This is a genomic window from Chitinophaga hostae (assembly GCF_018224885.1).
GTDB lineage: Bacteria > Bacteroidota > Bacteroidia > Chitinophagales > Chitinophagaceae > Chitinophaga > Chitinophaga hostae.
Window position 1 is genome coordinate 13,817 of sequence record NZ_JAGTXB010000034.1, and the last position, 18,775, is coordinate 32,591.

Genomic DNA, 18,775 nt, shown 5'->3' on the forward strand with positions numbered 1-18,775 from the left:
CTATACGTTTTCTATGTTATAAAGATATACTTTCGACAGCATTAATACATGGGGGAGCATACATTTACCACGGATGAAATGAAGCATTGCCTGCAGATGGTTGCAGCAGTGGGGTGTGAGCAGTCTTACCGCCGCCTGTTTCGTTGGTTTTATGGCCCCTTGCAACAGTTTGCCTTTGCCATTGTTAAGTCCCGTGAAATGGCTGAAGAAATAGCAGCAGATGTATTGGTTAACATCTGGCGAAACAGGCAACAATTACCAGATATCGACCACCTGAAAATCTATCTTTATACCGCCGCGAAAAATATCTCCCTCAATTATCTCCGGAAACAAAACCGCCATGCAGTTATTTCTCTTGATAATATGGAAATGGTATTAACACCGTTGAATAACAATCCGGAACAACTGTTTATCACCGCGGAGTTATTAAACCGGCTGGAACAAACGATTAACCAGCTGCCGCCGCGTTGCAGGCTTATTTTTAAGCTGGTTCGGGAAGATGGGTTGAAATACAAGGAAATTGCAGCCATCCTCGACATTTCCGTAAACACAATAGACGCCCAGATGGCGATAGCTTTTAAGAAAATCAGTCAGGCAGTAAACCTGAATATGAGCCGCAGGCAGTCGGTAAAATAACAGGCTTCCAAAAAATATTTTCCTTTCATTTAGTAGATTCTTTTTAAACCGGTGTCTTTATAACCGGGGCATTCCTCATTTATCAAAATGGAAAACAACAGGATATGGTATCTGATGAGCAGAAAAATGGCCGGGGAGGCTACGGATATCGAATTACAGGAGCTGGAGCAATTGTTACGGGTACAACCTGAGGCACAATATACCCTGGAGCTGATGGCGGCCATCTGGAAAAATGAGCGGAAGGAGGAAGAAGAACCGGATGTATTTGACCGTTACTGGCCGCAGCTGCAGGCAGAAACGGCCATGCAGCCGGAGAAAGGGAAGATGTTGCTGCTGCGAAAAAGAGGGCTGTGGTTAGCGGCTGCGCTCACCGGCATCTGTCTGCTGATAGCCGGCTGGATCACCTGGTATTCCAAAGGGAACAGCCATCCGCCACTGGCCGATAATGAGGTAAGCACCCATGAAGGGTCAAGAACCAGGGTAAAACTGCCGGATGGTACGGCCGTGTGGCTGAACGGCGGCAGCAAGCTGACCTACAGCGACGACATGAAACATGCTGCCACCAGGGAGGTATTTTTGACCGGGGAGGCTTGTTTTGATGTAGCCAAAGACGCCGGTAAGCCTTTTATCATACATACGCTCAAAATGCAGGTAAACGTATTGGGTACCGTACTCAATGTACGCTCCTATAATAATGAAAGCAGGAGCGAGGCTACACTGGTAAGCGGCAAAATAGAAGTGTTGATGAAAGAGGTGCCGGGACAACGGATTGATTTACAACCGGGCGAAAAACTGATTATATATAACAATGAATCAAAAAAGAAGAGTAAAGAAGCGGTAATACATTATAGTGTTGCCAACGCGGGTAAGCTGCCAGATGATTCCGCGCTGCTGGCAGAAACTTCCTGGATAGACAATAAACTGGTATTTAACGATGAAAAAATGCCGGATATTCTGCGAAAAATGGAGCATTGGTACAATGTATCCATAGAAGTGAACAATGAAAAAATCAACGACTGCCACTTTACCGGATCATTTCAAAATGAATCCGCTGCAGAAGCTTTGACAGCTATGCAGCAAATCCATCATTTTCAGTTTACTATAAAGGGCAACAAGATTATTATCTATTAAAATCAATCATATGAATACTTAATACCTGTAATAAAAACGGGAAATGCGCAAACATTCCCCGTTGAATTTGTCAACCAAAGCCGGCTGATGTACGAGATCAGCCCGGACGCTTATTGTTTAACTTTTCATTTGTGAAATTATGCAAAAAAAACTACGATTTCATCAGGGAAACCTATGCCTGGTTCCCCGACCGCAAATCATTCGCTTCATGAAAATTTTCTTTCTATTAGTTTTTCTGGCTTGCATGCGGGTGTCTGCCAGTGTTTATTCGCAGGATGTGAAGGTAACCCTTGACATTCGCAACAAACCGCTCGCCAAAGCGCTTAATGAGCTGGAGAAGAAAAGTAAGTTCCGTTTTCTTTTCAGTGAAGAAACATTGCCGGCGGGCAAGCTGATTAATATGTCGGTAGCCGAAATGCCTGCTATGGATGTATTACAGCTGATGTTGGATAATACCTCGCTGTCTGCCAAAAAAATGGGCGATAAGCTGATCGTTATTGTACCCGGTGGTACAGATGCTGCAGATAAAAAAGTAACAGGCAAGGTGTCCAATACGCATGGAGAGCCGTTACCCGGTGTTACCGTTAAAGTAGAAGGCACCAATACCGGCGCTGTTACCAACGGTGAGGGGCGCTTTGAACTGAATGCACCCGGACTGGCCAGCCTGGTATTTACCTATGTGGGATTTCTTCCCAAAACAGTGGCCATCAATAACCGGGAACAGCTGGAGGTAGTACTGGAAGAAGATACCCGCGGGTTAAATGAGGTGGTAGTAGTAGGTTATGGTAATCAGAAGAAAGTAAATTTAACCGGCGCCATTTCGTCGATCAGCTCCAAAGATATTCAGAATGTACCGGTGTCCAATATTTCCAATGCACTGGCAGGAAGGCTTTCAGGACTATTTGCCAACAACCCCAGCGGTATTCCGGGTGTTAGTTCACCGATTACCATTCGTGGTAAGGGTACCTTAAATTCGCCTGGCGCCCTGTATGTAATTGACGGAGTGGTGAGAGGAAAAGAAGATTTCGACGCCCTCACCCCCAATGAAATAGAAAGCGTTTCTGTACTGAAAGACGCGGCTTCCGCGGCAGTATATGGCGCCCGCGCCGCCAACGGTGTGTTGCTGGTGACCACCAAACGAGGGGAAATGGACCAGGCGCCCCGATTTTCCTACACGGGTAATGTTGGCTCCCTGCGCCCAACACAAATTCCTTCCCGGCTGAATTCCTATCAGCATGCGATTTACCAGAATGATATGTTGTATAACCAGTTTCCCGGTATTTCAGCAGATGACCCACGGCTGTATTCCCCTGATGAACTGGATTATTACAAGGCCGGTACCGTGAACACCGACTGGTATAAGTTGGTGGCGAAAGACCCTTATTCCACGCAGCATACGCTGAGTGTAAATGGCGGTGGTAAAAGCGTGCGTTATTTTATGTCGCTGGGCTACTACAACGAGAGCGGGTTGTTTGATAACATCGACTATAAGCGCTATAACCTGCGCAGCAACGTAGAAGCCAATGTCACAAAAAACCTGACGATATCGCTGAACATCGACGGGAACTTTCAAAACAGTACCCGGCCGTACTGGCCCTGGGATGGCGATAATGCAGAGATGAAGGACTTTTACCGCGGCCTGCTGAATCAGCCCCCTATGTCGCCGGCTTATGTAGATGGTTTGCCGGATGGAACGCTTTATCACTGGCATGCGGCAGAAGTAATAAAGAACGGCGGTTATCTGCGGAAAAATTATAACACATTCAACGCTCAGCTGGCATTGAATTACAAGCTGCCGATAGAAGGGCTGTCAGCCACTTTTTCCTATAACTATAATAAGAAATTTAACTTCACCAAAACACAGTACAAGAGCTATACCTTGTACCAGCACAATACTTTTGGCGGTCACGGACACCTGGTGGGCGACAGCGTAATTGGTTCCAAAACCGCTGCACAGCTGCCATATAATGCACTCACAGAGGCATACAATCAACCCGTGATGTACCTGTTGAACGGTGGTTTTAAGTATAACCGCACTTTTGGCAAACACACCGTAGGTGCGTTACTGTTATATGAGCAGTCAGAAACCCTGGGTGATAATTTTTCTGCCAAAGGAGAAAACCCGCTCACTACGCAGGTTGATCAACTCTTCGTAACAGATCCCGACCATAAGTATCAAACTGTTGGCGGCGGCGGCACGCAAACCGCGCGTATTTCCTATGTAGGACGTGTGAATTACATGTATGCAGACAAATACCTCTTTGAAGCCAATTTCCGTTCAGATGCCTCCACACAGTTCGGACCACAGGGACGCTGGGGTTTCTTCCCCTCTGTTTCCGCGGGGTGGCGTATTTCAGAAGAGCCTTTTATGAAAGGGGCGGTACGTGGATTGGATAACCTCAAGCTGCGCGCTTCCTATGGTATTACCGGAAACGATTATTATGATGATCCGAATGTACCGCCTTACCAGTGGCAGAATAAATATGTAGTGGCGCCAGGCGCCGTGTTTAATGGCGCTACCATGGGGCTTACCAGCGGCGTATATCCTAACCCGTTACTTACCTGGGAAAAAGCTGCTACTACCGACATCGGTATCGACGCATCCTTTGGCAACGGCCTACTGAGCATAGAAGCTGATTATTTCCGTAAACATACCTATGATATCCTCTGGACACGCGCGTTAACAGTGCCTGCTTCTTTTGGCGCTACACTGCCAAGTGAGAACTATGCCGTGGTGGACAATCATGGAATAGAATTATCAGTAAGACATGATAACAGCATCGGGCAGGTGAACTACTATGTGGGCGGCAATTTCAGCTTTGCACGCAATAAGGTGATCAATATGGCGGAACCGGCCAATGCCATGGATTATCAGAAACGTATAGGCCGTCCGATTGATTTTATCACCGGCTACGAAGCAGCCGGTATAGCCAGGTCAGAAAAAGATCTGCAGAATTTACCGGACTACAATGCACCCGGACAAAAATTTGAAGTGGGCGATATTATTTTCAAAGACATCAGCGGGCCGGATGGAAAACCGGATGGCATCGTGAATGATTTTGATAAAAAAGTGCTCTCAAATAAAAGTCTGAACCCGGAAATTATTTATGGTGTGAATGGGGGTGTTTCCTGGAAGGGATTTGATCTCAACTTCCTGTTCCAGGGAGTGACAGGAAGGGAAGTGATGTTTCCTAACCGCGACCAGTGGAGGGAGCAGGCTGTACTGAGTTTCTGGGCTGATCACTATACCACTGAAAATACCGGCGCTGCCTACCCGAAAATTGGTGGTAAAAACGGAACAGAAGGCCCTGCGTCTTCTTTCTGGCTGAGAAACGGCGCCTATTTGCGCCTGAAGTTCCTCGAACTGGGTTACTCATTACCAAAGGCATTATTGCAGAAAGCAAAGATCAGCAACGTACGGTTTTATGTATCAGGCAGTAACCTGTTTACCGTTTCAGCGATCAAGTTATATGATCCTGAATTCCAAACCAGCTACGGCGCCTTCCAGTATCCTATCATGCGTTCTGTGAATGTGGGCGTAAATCTTGGCTTTTAAAGTAATCACGCAATGAAACAATTAATCATGAAAAAGAGAGATATATTCATCATAGGATGTTGTATGCTGACTGTATTTACAGGCTGTAACCGTATCCTTGATAAAACAGACCTTGGCAGTATCAATGAATCGCTGACGTGGACCGATCCAGCTACCGCCAATGCCTACGTCAGTAATTTATATACCAGCATCCCCAATTGGAATGCTGGAGAATCCGGCTATTCAGATGAGTCAGATGGCAGAAATGCTTTGAATAACGGCGCCTGGAGTCCTGACAATAACCCCTTATGGTTTTGGCCCTATGATGCTATCAGGAATGTAAATGTTTTTTTTAAGAACATTACTGCGTCTACTATCAGTGCCGACCTGAAACAGCGGCTGAGCGGAGAATCGCATTTTATCCGCGCCTACCTGTATTTTGAAATGGTAAAGCGTTTTGGAGGCGTGCCTATTATTACCGAACCGCAATCCATCACGGATAATATTTTTGTGAAGCGCAGCAAAACGTCCGAGACTTACACTTTTATTTTAAAAGAGCTGGATGATGCTATCGCACAGTTGCCATCGGTGCAGGATGAAAAAGGCCGGGTAACCAAAGGTGCAGCGATGGCCTTTAAAGGCCGGGTGTTGTTGTTCAGGGCCAGTCCCCAATTCAACCCGGGCAACGACCGCCAGCGCTGGCAGGAAGCTTATGACGCTAACCTGGCGGCGAGACAGGAGCTGGAAAAAAACGGGGCAGGTTTATATGCCGATTTTTCCAATCTTTTCCTGGAGGAGATGAACAAGGAAGTAGTGTTTGCCGTCCGCTTTCTGAATCCCGGGAGAACCCAGAGCAGGGATGCGGCCGTGCGCCCGATTTCTGTTTCGGTGAATGCTACCGGGGCCAATCATCCTACCGAAGAACTCGTAGAGGCGTTTCCGTTAGACAACGGCGCGGATTGGAAGCCTGGCCCCGGCACTGCCGATCAGTGGCTGCACCGGGATGCGCGGTTTTATGCTACGATAGTATATAACGGGGCTTCTTATTTTAAGCGTACCCAATGGACTTATGAGAACTCAGGTATTGACGCCTACGGTGCTACCAATGGTTCACATACGGGGTATTACAACCGCAAGGCGATTAACCAGGAACTAACAGCAGCAGAAGCGAATAATTCCGGCACTGATTATATCGACATCCGGTTTGCAGAGGTGCTGATGAATGAGGCAGAAGCCGCGAACGAACTGGGTAATACCACGAGGGCATATGAAGTGTTGAAAATGATCCGGCAACGGGCGCAGATACAGGCAGGCGTTAATGGGCTGTACGGGTTAACGGCGGGTATGTCTGTAGCCGCCATGCGCAGCCGCTTGCAGCAGGAGCGTTTTGTGGAATTTGCTTTTGAGCAAAAACGTTACTGGGATCTCCGTCGCTGGAAGCTGGCGGGCACTGTGCTGAACGGGGTGCGCAGGCATGGTCTTGCCGGCAGCAAACTCACGGATAATCCATTAACGTTTAAATACCAGCAGGTGGATCTCGACTTACAAGGCGACCTGGTGTTTAAAGACTACATGTATTTTGCTCCTATCAGCAGATCGGAGTTGCAGAATAATCCTAACCTGGAACAAACCAAGGGATGGGAAAACGGAACTTTTGATCCATTGCAGTAAATGAAATGCCGGGCCGGCAAGAGCTGGTCCGGCATTACCTTTTATGTAACGGGGTTTTTTTGCAACCGGGAAAATGATAATAAATGAAGAAAGGATACCTGATCATATGGTTGATATGTTGCTGGAGTGCGGTGAAAGCGGATTATAAGGAAACGGCGCTGGCGTTGATACAGCGTGTAGTCCCTGCACACGCGGCGTATTTCAGCGTGGAAATAATTCCAGCGGAAAAAGGAAAAGATGTATTTGAAATAGCATCGTCCGGCAACAGGATTGTATTACGTGGAAATACACCAGTGAGTGTGGCATCTGCCTTAAACTGGTATTTAAAATATTATTGTCATTGCCAGTTATCCTGGAATGGGGATAACCTGCAGTTACCTGCAGTGTTACCGGCAGTGGCGGAGAAGGTGCGCATTGTTACACCTTATGAGCACCGGGTTTATCTGAACTATTGCACGTTTAGCTACTCAATGGCCTGGTGGAACTGGGAGCGGTGGCAGCGGGAAATAGACTGGATGGCATTGCATGGTATCAATATGCCGCTGGCCATTACGGGGCAGGAAGCGGTGTGGCAAAACACGCTGCGTCGTTTTAAAATGAATGATAAAGAGATCCGGGGTTTCCTGGTGGGGCCTGCTTTTTTTGCCTGGCAGTGGATGACCAATATTGAAAGCTGGGCGGGTCCTTTGCCGCAAAGCTGGATAGCACACAGTATTGAATTGGGTAAACAGATACTGGCGCGGGAACGGGAAATGGGGATGACGCCTGTTTTGCAGGGATTTACCGGTTACGTACCTATTGCATTGAAACAAAAATTCCCGGCCTCGGATATCACTGTGAAGCCATTCTGGCTCGATTATTTTCCGCCGGGAACTGCGCAGCTGGATCCGTTGGATCCTTTGTTTGGCCAGATGGGCAAGGTTTTCCTGGAAGAGCAGGCGAAATTATTTGGCACCAATCATTATTACGCCGGTGATCCGTTTCATGAAGGAAAGCCTCCAAAGCAATACAAAGGTTACCTGGAAGCCGTTGGTAAGGCCCTGTACAACGTGACAAAAAGCGTGGATACTGCGGCCACGATTGTGATGCAAAGCTGGTCTATCCGTGAGCCCGTAGCAAAGGGTATTCCTACAGAGAAGCTGCTGGTACTGGATTTAAACGGATCGAAGTGGAAAGGCACACATGCTTTTTGGGGTAGCAGTTGGGTGAGTGGCATCATACAAAATTACGGTGGTAAAACAGAAATGGGCGGTAGTATTGATATGATATTACAGCAACAGGCCGCATCCAATCATGATACCTCCTGGGGGAATATCAGCGGTATCGGCATATTTCCCGAGGCGATAGAACACAACCCGGTGATTTTTGAAGCGGCGGCAGAAATGGCCTGGCACAGGTCAGCTCCGGTAACAGCCGATTGGGTAAAATCGTATAGTTATGCGCGGTATGGTAGCGCAGATGTATTCACACAAACAGCATGGCAGGTTTTACTGCATACAGTTTACAAGGCAAAGCATGTTGATATTTCGAGGGAATCGCCGATAGTGGCGCGCCCGGCTTTAAAGGTACATGGCGCTTCTCCAAATGGCGGATTGAATACAGAGAAGAACTACCGTTTTGCAGATTTATGGGCGGCGCCCAAAGCTATGCTGGAGGCCGATCAGCAGCTGCATCGTTTGCCAACCTACCAGTACGACCTGGTGGATATGTTGCGGCAATGTTTGGGGGATCTGGCTATCCCGGTGCAGCAAAGTGTGAGCAGGGCTTACCTGTCTGGTAACAAGGATTCTTTTCGTATCGCCACGCAACAGTTTTTGTCGCTCATAGATGATATGGACGTTTTGCTGGGTACCAATGAGCATTTCCTGTTGGGTAAGTGGATTGGAGATGCGCGCCGTTGCGGCAGTACCGCAGCAGAAAAGGCGTTGTATGAGCAAAATGCGCGCTGGCTGGTAACGGTATGGGGGCCATACGATAAGAAAGCCATGTTGTTTGATTATTCGAGCAGGCAGTGGTCGGGGTTACTCCGGTCCTTTTACAGGAAGCGGTGGAGCGATTTTTTCAGTTTCCTGGGTGCGGAACTGGAAAAAGCGGATGGGCGTTATGTGGAAACCGATGCGATCAACCATCGTTTCAAGCGGCCTGCCAATGAAGCCAATGCATTTTATAAGCGGTTGTCGAAGTGGGAGTATGCGTGGTGTAATGAGTCTGCCGTTTTCCCTGATAAACCCAGGGGAGACGCCTATAGTATAGCTGCCCGTTTGTATGAAAAATGGTGGCCGGTGGCGCAACAAATTTATGGCGTGCATTAACGGCGGCTATTGTTTGAAGGATCAGATCCGGGCAGCGATCTGATCTAACACGTTTTCCCAGTATGTTTTCATTGCAGCCCGTTCAGCAGCGTCTTTCAGCCATTCATGGTGAAAGCTGACGGTGGTTTTTTCTTTAGCCGGGATCACCCTGACCTGGAGGGTGGATGTATTGGATTCGCCGGCCACCTGCCATTTCATGCGAATGACTTTAGCGGTTGTAACACTGGATATGGTGATGGTGATGCCGGTACGGGTAGTATAGGTGTCTCCTTTCTCAAAAGACAGCTGCGCATTAGTATCGAGCCAGTGGCCCAATACAGGTTGGGTAAAGAGGAGTTCCCAGGCCTGGTCGGGGGTGATGGGGAAGGTGCGGCGTATGCCCATTTCCCACCCCTGCGAGGCAGTTTGCCCTACAGGTGTTTTGGAGGAAGTCATGTTTTTTAGCGACAAGGTAAAGAAAAAGTGGGATATTGGAATATGTAAACTATTGATACTAAAGAGGCTTATTGCATTTATAGTCTCCCTAAGGAAAAGGGGCATATTTATGTGTAAAAATGTAAAATATTTTTTTACTTTTAAGTAACATATAAAGCACTTTCCGGGCGTTTTAATGGAAGGTGTTGACAGCGACCAAAATTCTGAAGCAACTATCTGAGCAAGTACTGAATTGAAGAGTAAAAGAGTGATCTAAACCAAAATCTGTTTCCACATGAGAAAGTCGTTTCGCATGCTTTTTTGTATGCGGGTGTCATCAAATTATTTGTGGCCCTATATCCATTAAGATTTTTTCCTCGTCTAACCGGCAGGCACTTTTTAGTGCTGGTCCTTATTTTCATAAGCAAAAACGGGGCTGTCCTTCACAAGCGGGCAGCCCTTCCTTTTTTGCTTACAATGCCAGGAGTAGTATCCTATTGTTTTGTTTGTGCCGCTTCCCAGCCTATCATGGCGCTTTTGCGGACTTCTCCCCAGTGGTACTGACCGGAGTCGCCGGTAGCTTTTATTACACGGTGGCAGGGAATGAGAAAGGCCACAGGGTTTTGCGCTACCGCAGAACCTACTGCCCTCGATGCTTTCGGGTTATTGATTTCTTCTGCTAAACGGGAGTAGGTAGTGAGGTTACCCATGGGTATTTTCAACAGTGCTTCCCATACTTTCAGCTGAAAATCGGTACCCCGCAGGTGTAGTTTTATTTCAGACAGCCGGCGCCAGTCCTGTGTAAATATATACAGGGTATTTTGCTGGATCAGGTCTACCATTTGGGTGAACTGCGCATGGGGAAACTGTTCTTTCAGCGCCAGCAGCGCTTTGTCGGGATCGTCGGCAAAAGCCATATGGCAGATGCCTTTGGGTGTGGAGGCAACAATGATATTGCCAAACGGACTTTCCGCAAAGCTGTAGTTGATATGGAGCGCTTTACCACCGTTCCTGTATTCCCCCGGTGTCATGCTTTCGATGTTGATAAACAGGTCGTGTAAACGCCCGGTGCCTGAAAGCCCTGCTTCGAAAGCAGTATCAAACACGGTGGCTTTTTCTTCTCTCAACATATTTTTCGCATAATCCAGGGTGAGGTACTGCAGAAATTTTTTAGGTGTTACGCCTGCCCATTCGGAAAATACCCGTTGAAAATGAAACGGACTCATATGCACTGCTGCGGCCACTTCCTGGAGGTCGGGCTGTGTTTTAAAATTACGCTTAATGTAGTCTATTGCCGTTGCAATTTTATCATAATTGTTCATGGCTTGTTTATTTTAAAACAAAGGTAGTACCGTGCATGCCGGCAAAAAACCCGGTTATTGCTAAGTGATCGGATGGCTGTCCCGGTAATATCGCAGCCCCATGCCCGGGTACTTTGGATTTTTCGTATAGTGCTATGGTTTGCGTTAAAATATAGCTGGTTTTTGTTTAAAAAACATAATTTACTTGTACTAATAATAACTAGATTGCATTGAGTACCAACTTTTCCAAAATCTATTACTTTATTGTTGCGGTGCCAACGGTGATCGCATATTAAATAGCATACAATGTCCGCTTGGGCTAACATGGATGACAGTGAACTTTTGCACTTCCTGAAAAAGGGGGATGTGCGTGCATTTGATGCTATTTACGCGCGTCACTGGCCCGATCTGTTTAAACATGCCTGGTACACGCTGAAATGTCGCGATATGGCGATGGATGTGGTACAGGAAGTATTTACCTGGCTTTGGCTGCACCGGGAAACGGTGCAGATCACTTCCTTAAAGCATTACCTGAAGGCTGCCACGCGGTTTAAGATGGCTAATTTTATACGCGCCAGCAAAAACAGGCAGGTGCTGATAAATGACCTGCAATATACTACCGCGGTAACCGTTGATCCGGACGACCTGGCAGTACGGGAGTTGAAGGCAGTGATTGCGCAGGCCGTATCCATGTTGCCGGGTAAGTGCAGGGCGGTGTACAGTTTAAGCAGAAATGAGCAGTTGTCGCATGCAGAAATAGCCTCCAGGCTTAACATTACCGTAAAAACGGTAGAGAACCAGATTACCATTGCCCTGAAACGTATCCGTCTTTTTATAGGGCATTCCATGTTGCTCATCTTCTTACTATTATCTTCCCTGTAAAAATTCATTGAAAAAAATTTTCCCTTCTTTTGGGGGGTACATTATTTTGATGTGCCTTGGTATATAAACATCCACTTAAGTGAATCAGGAACAACTAGACGAACTTGCCCGGCGCATTGCTGAAGGCAGCGCTACAGCTGAAGAAATCAGGCTGTATGATTATCTGCTGAGCAAGGTGGAAGAAGAGGAAGGTTGGGATGAAACTTTGTTGGGTGACCAGGAATCCACCGGCCGGATACTACGGGGTCGTATATATGACAACGCGGGTATTCAGCGGAACCGGGTACGCAGCATGATCATAAAAATATCGGTGGCTGCGGCAGTGGTGGTTTTATTTGTATCTGTAGGATTGAAGCTGCGGAAATCTGCGGATAAAGCAGCCGCTCCTGGCACCATGCTGGCAGGCAAAGCAATTGTGCCTGGCAGCGATAAAGCGGTGCTCACGCTGGCTAACGGAGAAGAAGTAGTATTAGATAGCACGCAGGGGAAGATGATGCAGCAGGGAAGCACTACTATCCATCTGCAAAACGGGCAGGTGGTGTATACAAATGCTACTGCTGCGCAAACGGATGCGTATAATGTGTTAACAACTCCGCCTGGAGGACAGTACCAGCTGGTATTGCCGGATGGCAGCAAGGTATGGCTGAATGCCGCTTCATCGCTGCGTTTTCCCGCCGGATTTTCCGGCAGGGAACGAAAAGTGGAACTGAAAGGAGAAGCCTATTTTGAAGTTGCTGAAAATGTAAAAATGCCTTTTGTAGTGCAAACAGGAGATAACACGGTACAGGTATTAGGCACACATTTTAACCTGATGGCTTACCAGGAAGAACCCAGTACCAATGTTACTTTACTGGAAGGAGCGGTAAGGGTACTGCATAAAACAGATACCGCGTTGCTGAAGCCGGGGCAACAGGCCATACTGGCGGCCAACCGTCGTATAGAAACGGTGAAGCTGGCAGATACAGAAAAGATCATTGCCTGGAAGAATGGCTATTTTTCATTGAATGGAGAAGGAACAGCAGTGGTGATGCGGCAATTGGCAAGATGGTATAATACGGAAGTGGAGTATGCCGGAAAAGTGCCGGATCTGAAATTTGAAGGAAGTATCAAACGCAGCTACGATCTCAGGGATGTGTTGGCTATCCTGGAGGAAAGCGGGATACATTTCCGGGTAGAAGGAAGAAAAATAGTGGTGCTTCCGGGATAAGTAAAAACAGTTATGTTGAAATTATCGAGTATAAATAAAGGATCACCAAAATCGAAAAAAAAACCGGGCATGCGCTAACATGTCCCGGCTAAAAAGGCAATAGAACATACATCTGTTAAGCATTTTCATTACCTAAATCAAATTTATGTTATTAAAGTCTCGTTTCCAAACTTACCACTATGGGGCGTTTTCTTCAGTAAGCCCCTGTTGTTACCAACGTTATTTTGCCGGCAACATTCACACGGGCGTATAAGAAACATACTACCGGCATTCCACAGTGAACATCAACGGTGAACAATTGACCAGGTAATACAATATCTGCCAGCTGTGGCGAAATAATTACCACTTATGATCAGAACAATCATGGATTGCGGGCGCTGTATACGCTAATATACCGGCCCCTGGTAAAGCAATCCCTGTGACTATCTGTTAAGCATCCTTAATCATTTATCTATGTACGTAACTGCTTGTTTAACTAACAATGGCAGGCCCACACGCCTATTGTCCAAAATCTGGAAAATCATGAAACTAACTGCATTTTTCTTCCTGATTTCATTGCTTCAAATCAGTGCCAAAGGATTAGCACAGAAAATTACACTGGTAGAGAAAAATAAACCTATCCAGGAAATACTGGGAAAAATAGAAGAACAAAGCGGGTACAAGTTCTGGTATCACTTGGGGGATCTCGACGGAACCCATAACGTAAATATTGAAGCGAGGGCGCTGCCGCTGTCGCAGGTACTGGACATGTGTTTCAAAGACCAGGGACTTACCTGGAAAATTATCCGTGAAACAATTGTGCTGAACCGCACCCCGGTGTCCCCGGCAACTGCGCCACCTGCTGACACCATACGTGGCCGCATTACCGACGATAAGGGTAATCCGGTACCAGGTGCTACCATACAGGTGAAAGGCGCTAAAATAGCCGTGATATCCAACGGAGAGGGTTACTTCCGTTTGCCGGATGTTTCCGGTGATGCGGTATTGGTGGTTTCCAATATCGGTTTCGTTCGCCAGGAAGTGGCTGCAGCAGGCAGAAGCCGGATAGACATTAAATTCATCCCGGAAATTTCGCAGCTCGAAAATGTGGTCGTAGTAGGTTATGGTACCCAGAAAAAAGTAAATCTTACAGGAGCTGTCAGCCAGATCTCCGGTAAAGTGCTGGAAAACCGGCCAATGACGCGTATCAGCCAGGGACTGCAGGGAATGGTGGCAGGGTTAAATATCGTTACCAATACCAGCGGCGGCGCACCCAATGCCTCTCAGAGCATCAACATCCGGGGATATACCGGTTTGGGCGCCACCGGCGGACCATTGATCGTGATTGATGGTATACAGGGCGGCGATATCAATGCGATCAACCCCAGCGATGTGGAAAGCATTTCTGTACTCAAAGATGCTGCTTCCACCGCGATCTATGGTTCCAGCGCACCTTACGGCGTGATCCTGATCACTACCAAGAAAGGAAAAGCAGGACAGCCAACCCGTATCGCTTATGATAATAATCTTTCCTGGGCACAGCCTATCAATCTGCCCAAAATGCTGAATTCTCTGGACTTCGCCAACCTGTACAATGAAGCCTTCGCCAATGCCGGCAGGGCCCCGTTTTTTAATGATGAAACAATTGGCAGGATCAAGGCATACCAGGCAGGCACCCTGACTACCCAAACCATCAAAAATCCCAATGCTCCCAATGGCTGGAATAACTGGAACTCCGGTAACGCCAACAACGATTGGTTTAAAATATACTTTAAGGATTTTTCCTTTAGTCAGCAACACAATATCAGCGTAAGCGGCGCTACCGATAAAAGCAGTTACTATATCGGTCTTGGCTACAACGACAGGGCAGGGATGTATAACTTTGGCAACGACAATTTCAAACGGTTTAATATCAGGGCCAATCTCTCATCCAACATCACCAACTGGCTGACCTTTAACCTGAGAAGCACTATTTCCCGTTCCCTGTATAATACGCCCAATGTATACTCAGGTCAAACCGGTGGGAACTACATGCACCAGTTTGCCAGGAAATTCCCGACCGTATCGCTGATCAATCCGGATGGCCATTATTCAGATGAAAGCAATGTGCTGCTGCACCTGGAAGGCGGCAGAAACAAGAGTACAGAAGATCAGCCTATGCTCACCGGTGAATTTCGTATTAACCCGCTGAAAGGCTGGGACATTACCATGAACTACACTTTCGACGGCGATTTTTATAATGCAGAAAATCATCTTAAAACAGTGTATGTGTATTTGCCCGATGGCAGCACCGCGCCATCAGGAGGTACTACCCCCAACTCTTTTTCCCGTAACAACTACCGGAACGAACATCATATCGTGAACGCCTATACGTCTTATGAAAAACAGTTCAGCCGGCACAATTTCAGGATACTTGGCGGCTTCACCAGTGAGCTGACAAACTATGCCTCTTATTCGGCTTCCAACAGCCAGCTGTATTCCAATGATATTCCATCCTTAAATCTTACCTACAATACCAACCCTTCTGTTGGCGACCAGGTTCGCAGACTGGCAGTAGAAGGATTCTTCGGCAGGTTTAATTATAATTTCGGAGATAAATACCTGTTGGAAATAAACGGCCGCTACGATGGAACTTCCCGTTTCCTGAGTAATCGCAGATGGAAATTTTCACCGGGCGTATCTGCCGGATGGAACCTGGACAAGGAAAATTTCTGGCAGCCCATCAGCCATATCGTAAATGCGTTTAAATTGAGAGGATCTTATGGTTCCGCACCTGATCAACTGTTTCTCGGTGATCCTTCCATTGGCTCCTGGTATCCCTTTTATCCCGGTTTGGCTACTACCACACCTAACAATACTTCCTGGCTTTTTGGCGGCAACAAACAGGCGGCTGTAAGTCAGCCGCCGTTGGTGAATCCTGAGCTTACCTGGGTTACCACTACCTCTTATGGCATCGGTACAGACATGGCCCTGTTGAATAACCGGCTGACGGTTTCCTATGATTATTATATCCGTAAGGCCGATGATTTTGCAGGCCCCGGACAGGTACTGCCGGTGTTGCTGGGTTCGACGGTGCCGAGAGTAAACAATGCTGCTATACAAACAAAAGGTTTTGAACTCACTGCACAGTGGACCGATAAAATAGGTAAACTGGGTTACAGTATACGTGGCGCGCTCTCCGATTACAGGGGTACCGTAGTGAGATATAACAACCCTACCCGCGCGCTGGATAACACCTGGTACAAGGGTATGAATATGGGAGAGATATGGGGCTATACCTCTACCGGATTATACCAGTCAGATGCCGATGCCGCAAAAGGGCTCAGTGCCATGTTCTGGAAAAGCGGCTGGCATGCCGGCGATGTGGTGTATGCTGACCGCAACGGCGATGGCGTTATCAACAACGGAAAAAATACGGTGGACAGCAGTGGCGACCGCAGCGTAATCGGTAATAATACGCCACGTTACCAGTATAGTCTTAACCTGAGCGTGGATTACAAAGGATTTGACCTGGGTATTTTCCTGCAGGGTATTGCCAAAAGAGATGTGTGGATTGGCTCTAACTATTTCTGGGGAATTACGGGAGATGAATGGCAAAGTTCACCTTTTACCACGCACCTGAACAGGTACACCGCAGCTACACCGAATGGTTATTTCCCGAAGTTTTATATGGGGCAGGAAAATGCCAAAAATACACAGACGCAGACCCGGTATCTGCAGAACGCCGCTTACCTCCGCATAAAGAGCGTGCAGTTGGGTTATACGCTTCCAGCCAGTGTGCTGTCGCGCATCCGTACACAAAAAGTGAGGGTGTATTTTGATGTGGAAAACCTGGCCACGTTTACCAGGCTGATTAAAACAATGGATCCGGAACTATCGATCAGCGATGCCAAAATATATCCACTGCAAAGGACTTTCTCCTGTGGCATCAATGTTATTCTTTAATTCAATTAATATGAGAGCTATGCGTTCATTCAAAATATTCCTGGCCTGTGTGCTGACCGGCTTTACTTTATTTTCCTGTAAGAAGGATTTCCTGGACAGAAGCCCGGAAACCGTGATCAGCGATGCACAATATTGGCAAACATCCAATGACCTGAAATTATACGCCAATAGTTTTTACAGTGCTTTCCCTGCCTATACCGGGTTTGGAACGATTGGTATTTACGGCGACGATGCCGATCTGGGAAGCGATAATATGATCAGGATGGGTTATGAAACCTGGATGAACGGAGAACGGGTGGTGCCGTCGTCCAATGGAGGATGGGGCTGGGGCGCACTCCGGAACATCAACTATATGCTGGCAAACTACGGCAAGGTTAAAGAGCCATGGACTAACGTAAAGACCTATGTAGGAGAAGCGTTGTTTTTCAGGGCTTACTTTTATTTTGGTATGATGAAACAGTTTGGCGCGTTACCCTGGGTAAGCAAACCATTAACGCCCAATTCGCCGGAACTGTACAGCAAACGGTTAGCCCGTAATATCATTGCCGACTCTATCCTGGCCGACCTGGACAGCGCCATCAGCTACCTGCCTGCCAAAGGCGCTGCGCAGACCAGCAGGGTATATAAAGAATTTGCCATGGCCTTCCAGTCGCGCGTAGCACTTTATGAAGGTACCTGGGAAAAATACCTGGCAGGCACGCCCTTCGGCGTCACTGGTTCTACCGGAACAAAATACCTGCAAAAAGCAGCAGATGCAGCAGGTAAGGTAATCGCTACCGGTACTTTTCAACTGGATAATGCAGGTAAGGAAAACGGCTACTGGACTTTGTTTAACCAGACAGACTTCAGCGGCAGCAAAGAAGTGATGTTCTGGCGGCAGTATAATATTACTTCTGGTCCCAGCCATAACTGGCACCGGTATACGAATTCCGGCGCCGGCCGCGGGCTTACCAAAAACCTGGTTGATGACTATTTGTGCACGGATGGAAAACCCATTGCATTGAGCCCGCTGTATAAAGGCGATGACTCACTGACCACCGTTGTGAGCGGAAGGGATCCCCGTTTGGCTCAAACGATGTATGTGAACGACGGCGCGCATATCATTACCAACAATCAGCCGGGAGGCGCTGCTAACCTGCTGTTTATGATACCTACTTTTTCTGCCGCCAATGAGGGTAAACCCGCTACAGGTTACCAGGTATACAAAGGACATAACCCGGATTATAACCAGCAGTATGCCGGTGATGTAGGGACTACTGCGTTGATCCTTTTCCGTTATGCAGAAGTGTTATTGAATTATGCGGAAGCAAAAGCTGAACTGGGCACATTGACACAGGGAGATGTAGCGCTTAGTATCAACCTGCTGAGAGCAAGGGTGGGTATGCCAGGCCTGGATATCAGTACACTGCCAACAGATCCCAACTGGGTGTTCCCCACATTGAGTCCGGTGATTAATGAAGTGAGAAGGGAGCGGCGTGTAGAGCTGGCGTGTGAAGGATTCCGCCATGATGATGTGTTCAGATGGGGCGCTGCCGGTAAGTTGCTGACCGGCTGGAAGCCGAAAGGCGCCAAACTGAATCAGTGGGTTACAGTGGTACCTGCCGATCAACTGGCCAGCTATCCTACCGATGGCAGCGGTTATATTGAGTTGTACAAGAATGTTGGAGCTATGTCGGCAGGTTACAAGTTTAATGTAAACCGCGATTATCTTTCTCCCATTCCCTTGTCTGAATTGCAGGTGCCGAACAGTGTGATGGATCAG

11 protein-coding genes are annotated in these 18,775 nt (G+C 47.4%); 9 read left to right on the forward strand and 2 right to left on the reverse strand.

The features are described 5' to 3' along the window. Positions 1 to 48 precede the first annotated feature (48 nt). From KE626_RS33850 to KE626_RS33870, 5 genes are all read left to right on the forward strand, one after another. Positions 49 to 636, forward strand: a complete 588-nt coding sequence (locus KE626_RS33850; protein ID WP_211977519.1) for an RNA polymerase sigma-70 factor — start codon at positions 49 to 51, stop codon at positions 634 to 636. 114 nt (positions 637 to 750) lie between these two features. Further along, positions 751 to 1,767 (forward strand): FecR family protein, encoded by a 1,017-nt coding sequence (locus KE626_RS33855; protein ID WP_211977520.1) that lies wholly within the window; start codon positions 751 to 753, stop codon positions 1,765 to 1,767. A gap of 208 nt (positions 1,768 to 1,975) precedes the next feature. After that, positions 1,976 to 5,323: a SusC/RagA family TonB-linked outer membrane protein gene (locus tag KE626_RS33860; protein ID WP_211977521.1), complete on the forward strand. Its 3,348-nt coding sequence runs from the start codon at positions 1,976 to 1,978 to the stop codon at positions 5,321 to 5,323. A gap of 27 nt (positions 5,324 to 5,350) precedes the next feature. After that, on the forward strand, positions 5,351 to 6,973 hold the full coding sequence (locus KE626_RS33865) for a RagB/SusD family nutrient uptake outer membrane protein (RefSeq protein WP_211977522.1): 1,623 nt from the start codon (positions 5,351 to 5,353) through the stop codon (positions 6,971 to 6,973). An 83-nt stretch (positions 6,974 to 7,056) separates the two neighbouring features. Continuing rightward, positions 7,057 to 9,285 carry an alpha-N-acetylglucosaminidase gene (locus tag KE626_RS33870; protein WP_211977523.1) on the forward strand — a complete coding sequence of 743 codons (2,229 nt, stop codon included), beginning with the start codon at positions 7,057 to 7,059 and terminating at the stop codon, positions 9,283 to 9,285. 21 nt (positions 9,286 to 9,306) lie between these two features. Here the strand turns inward: KE626_RS33870 and KE626_RS33875 are convergent, their stop codons facing one another. Both KE626_RS33875 and KE626_RS33880 read right to left on the reverse strand, forming a co-directional pair. Further along, complete coding sequence (locus tag KE626_RS33875; RefSeq protein WP_211977524.1) at positions 9,307 to 9,720, reverse strand: SRPBCC domain-containing protein; 414 nt, start codon at positions 9,718 to 9,720, stop codon at positions 9,307 to 9,309. Positions 9,721 to 10,193: 473 nt separating this feature from the next. Beyond that, positions 10,194 to 11,021, reverse strand: coding sequence for a bifunctional helix-turn-helix domain-containing protein/methylated-DNA--[protein]-cysteine S-methyltransferase (locus KE626_RS33880; protein ID WP_211977525.1), 828 nt, complete (start codon positions 11,019 to 11,021; stop codon positions 10,194 to 10,196). Positions 11,022 to 11,306: 285 nt separating this feature from the next. On the opposite strand from KE626_RS33880, the gene KE626_RS33885 reads away from it, so the two are divergent. The 4 genes from KE626_RS33885 to KE626_RS33900 form a co-directional block, all read left to right on the forward strand. Next, entirely contained in the window at positions 11,307 to 11,882 is a 576-nt protein-coding gene (locus tag KE626_RS33885) for an RNA polymerase sigma-70 factor (protein ID WP_211977526.1), read from the forward strand. Between the two features lie 79 nt (positions 11,883 to 11,961). Then, positions 11,962 to 13,089 (forward strand): FecR family protein, encoded by a 1,128-nt coding sequence (locus KE626_RS35125; RefSeq protein WP_211977527.1) that lies wholly within the window; start codon positions 11,962 to 11,964, stop codon positions 13,087 to 13,089. 522 nt (positions 13,090 to 13,611) lie between these two features. Continuing rightward, a complete protein-coding gene (locus tag KE626_RS33895; protein WP_211977528.1) occupies positions 13,612 to 17,013 on the forward strand; it encodes a SusC/RagA family TonB-linked outer membrane protein in 3,402 nt (1,133 codons plus the stop codon). A 19-nt stretch (positions 17,014 to 17,032) separates the two neighbouring features. Then, the coding region (locus KE626_RS33900; RefSeq protein ID WP_211977529.1) for a RagB/SusD family nutrient uptake outer membrane protein at positions 17,033 to 18,775 on the forward strand (1,743 nt) is incomplete at its 3' end.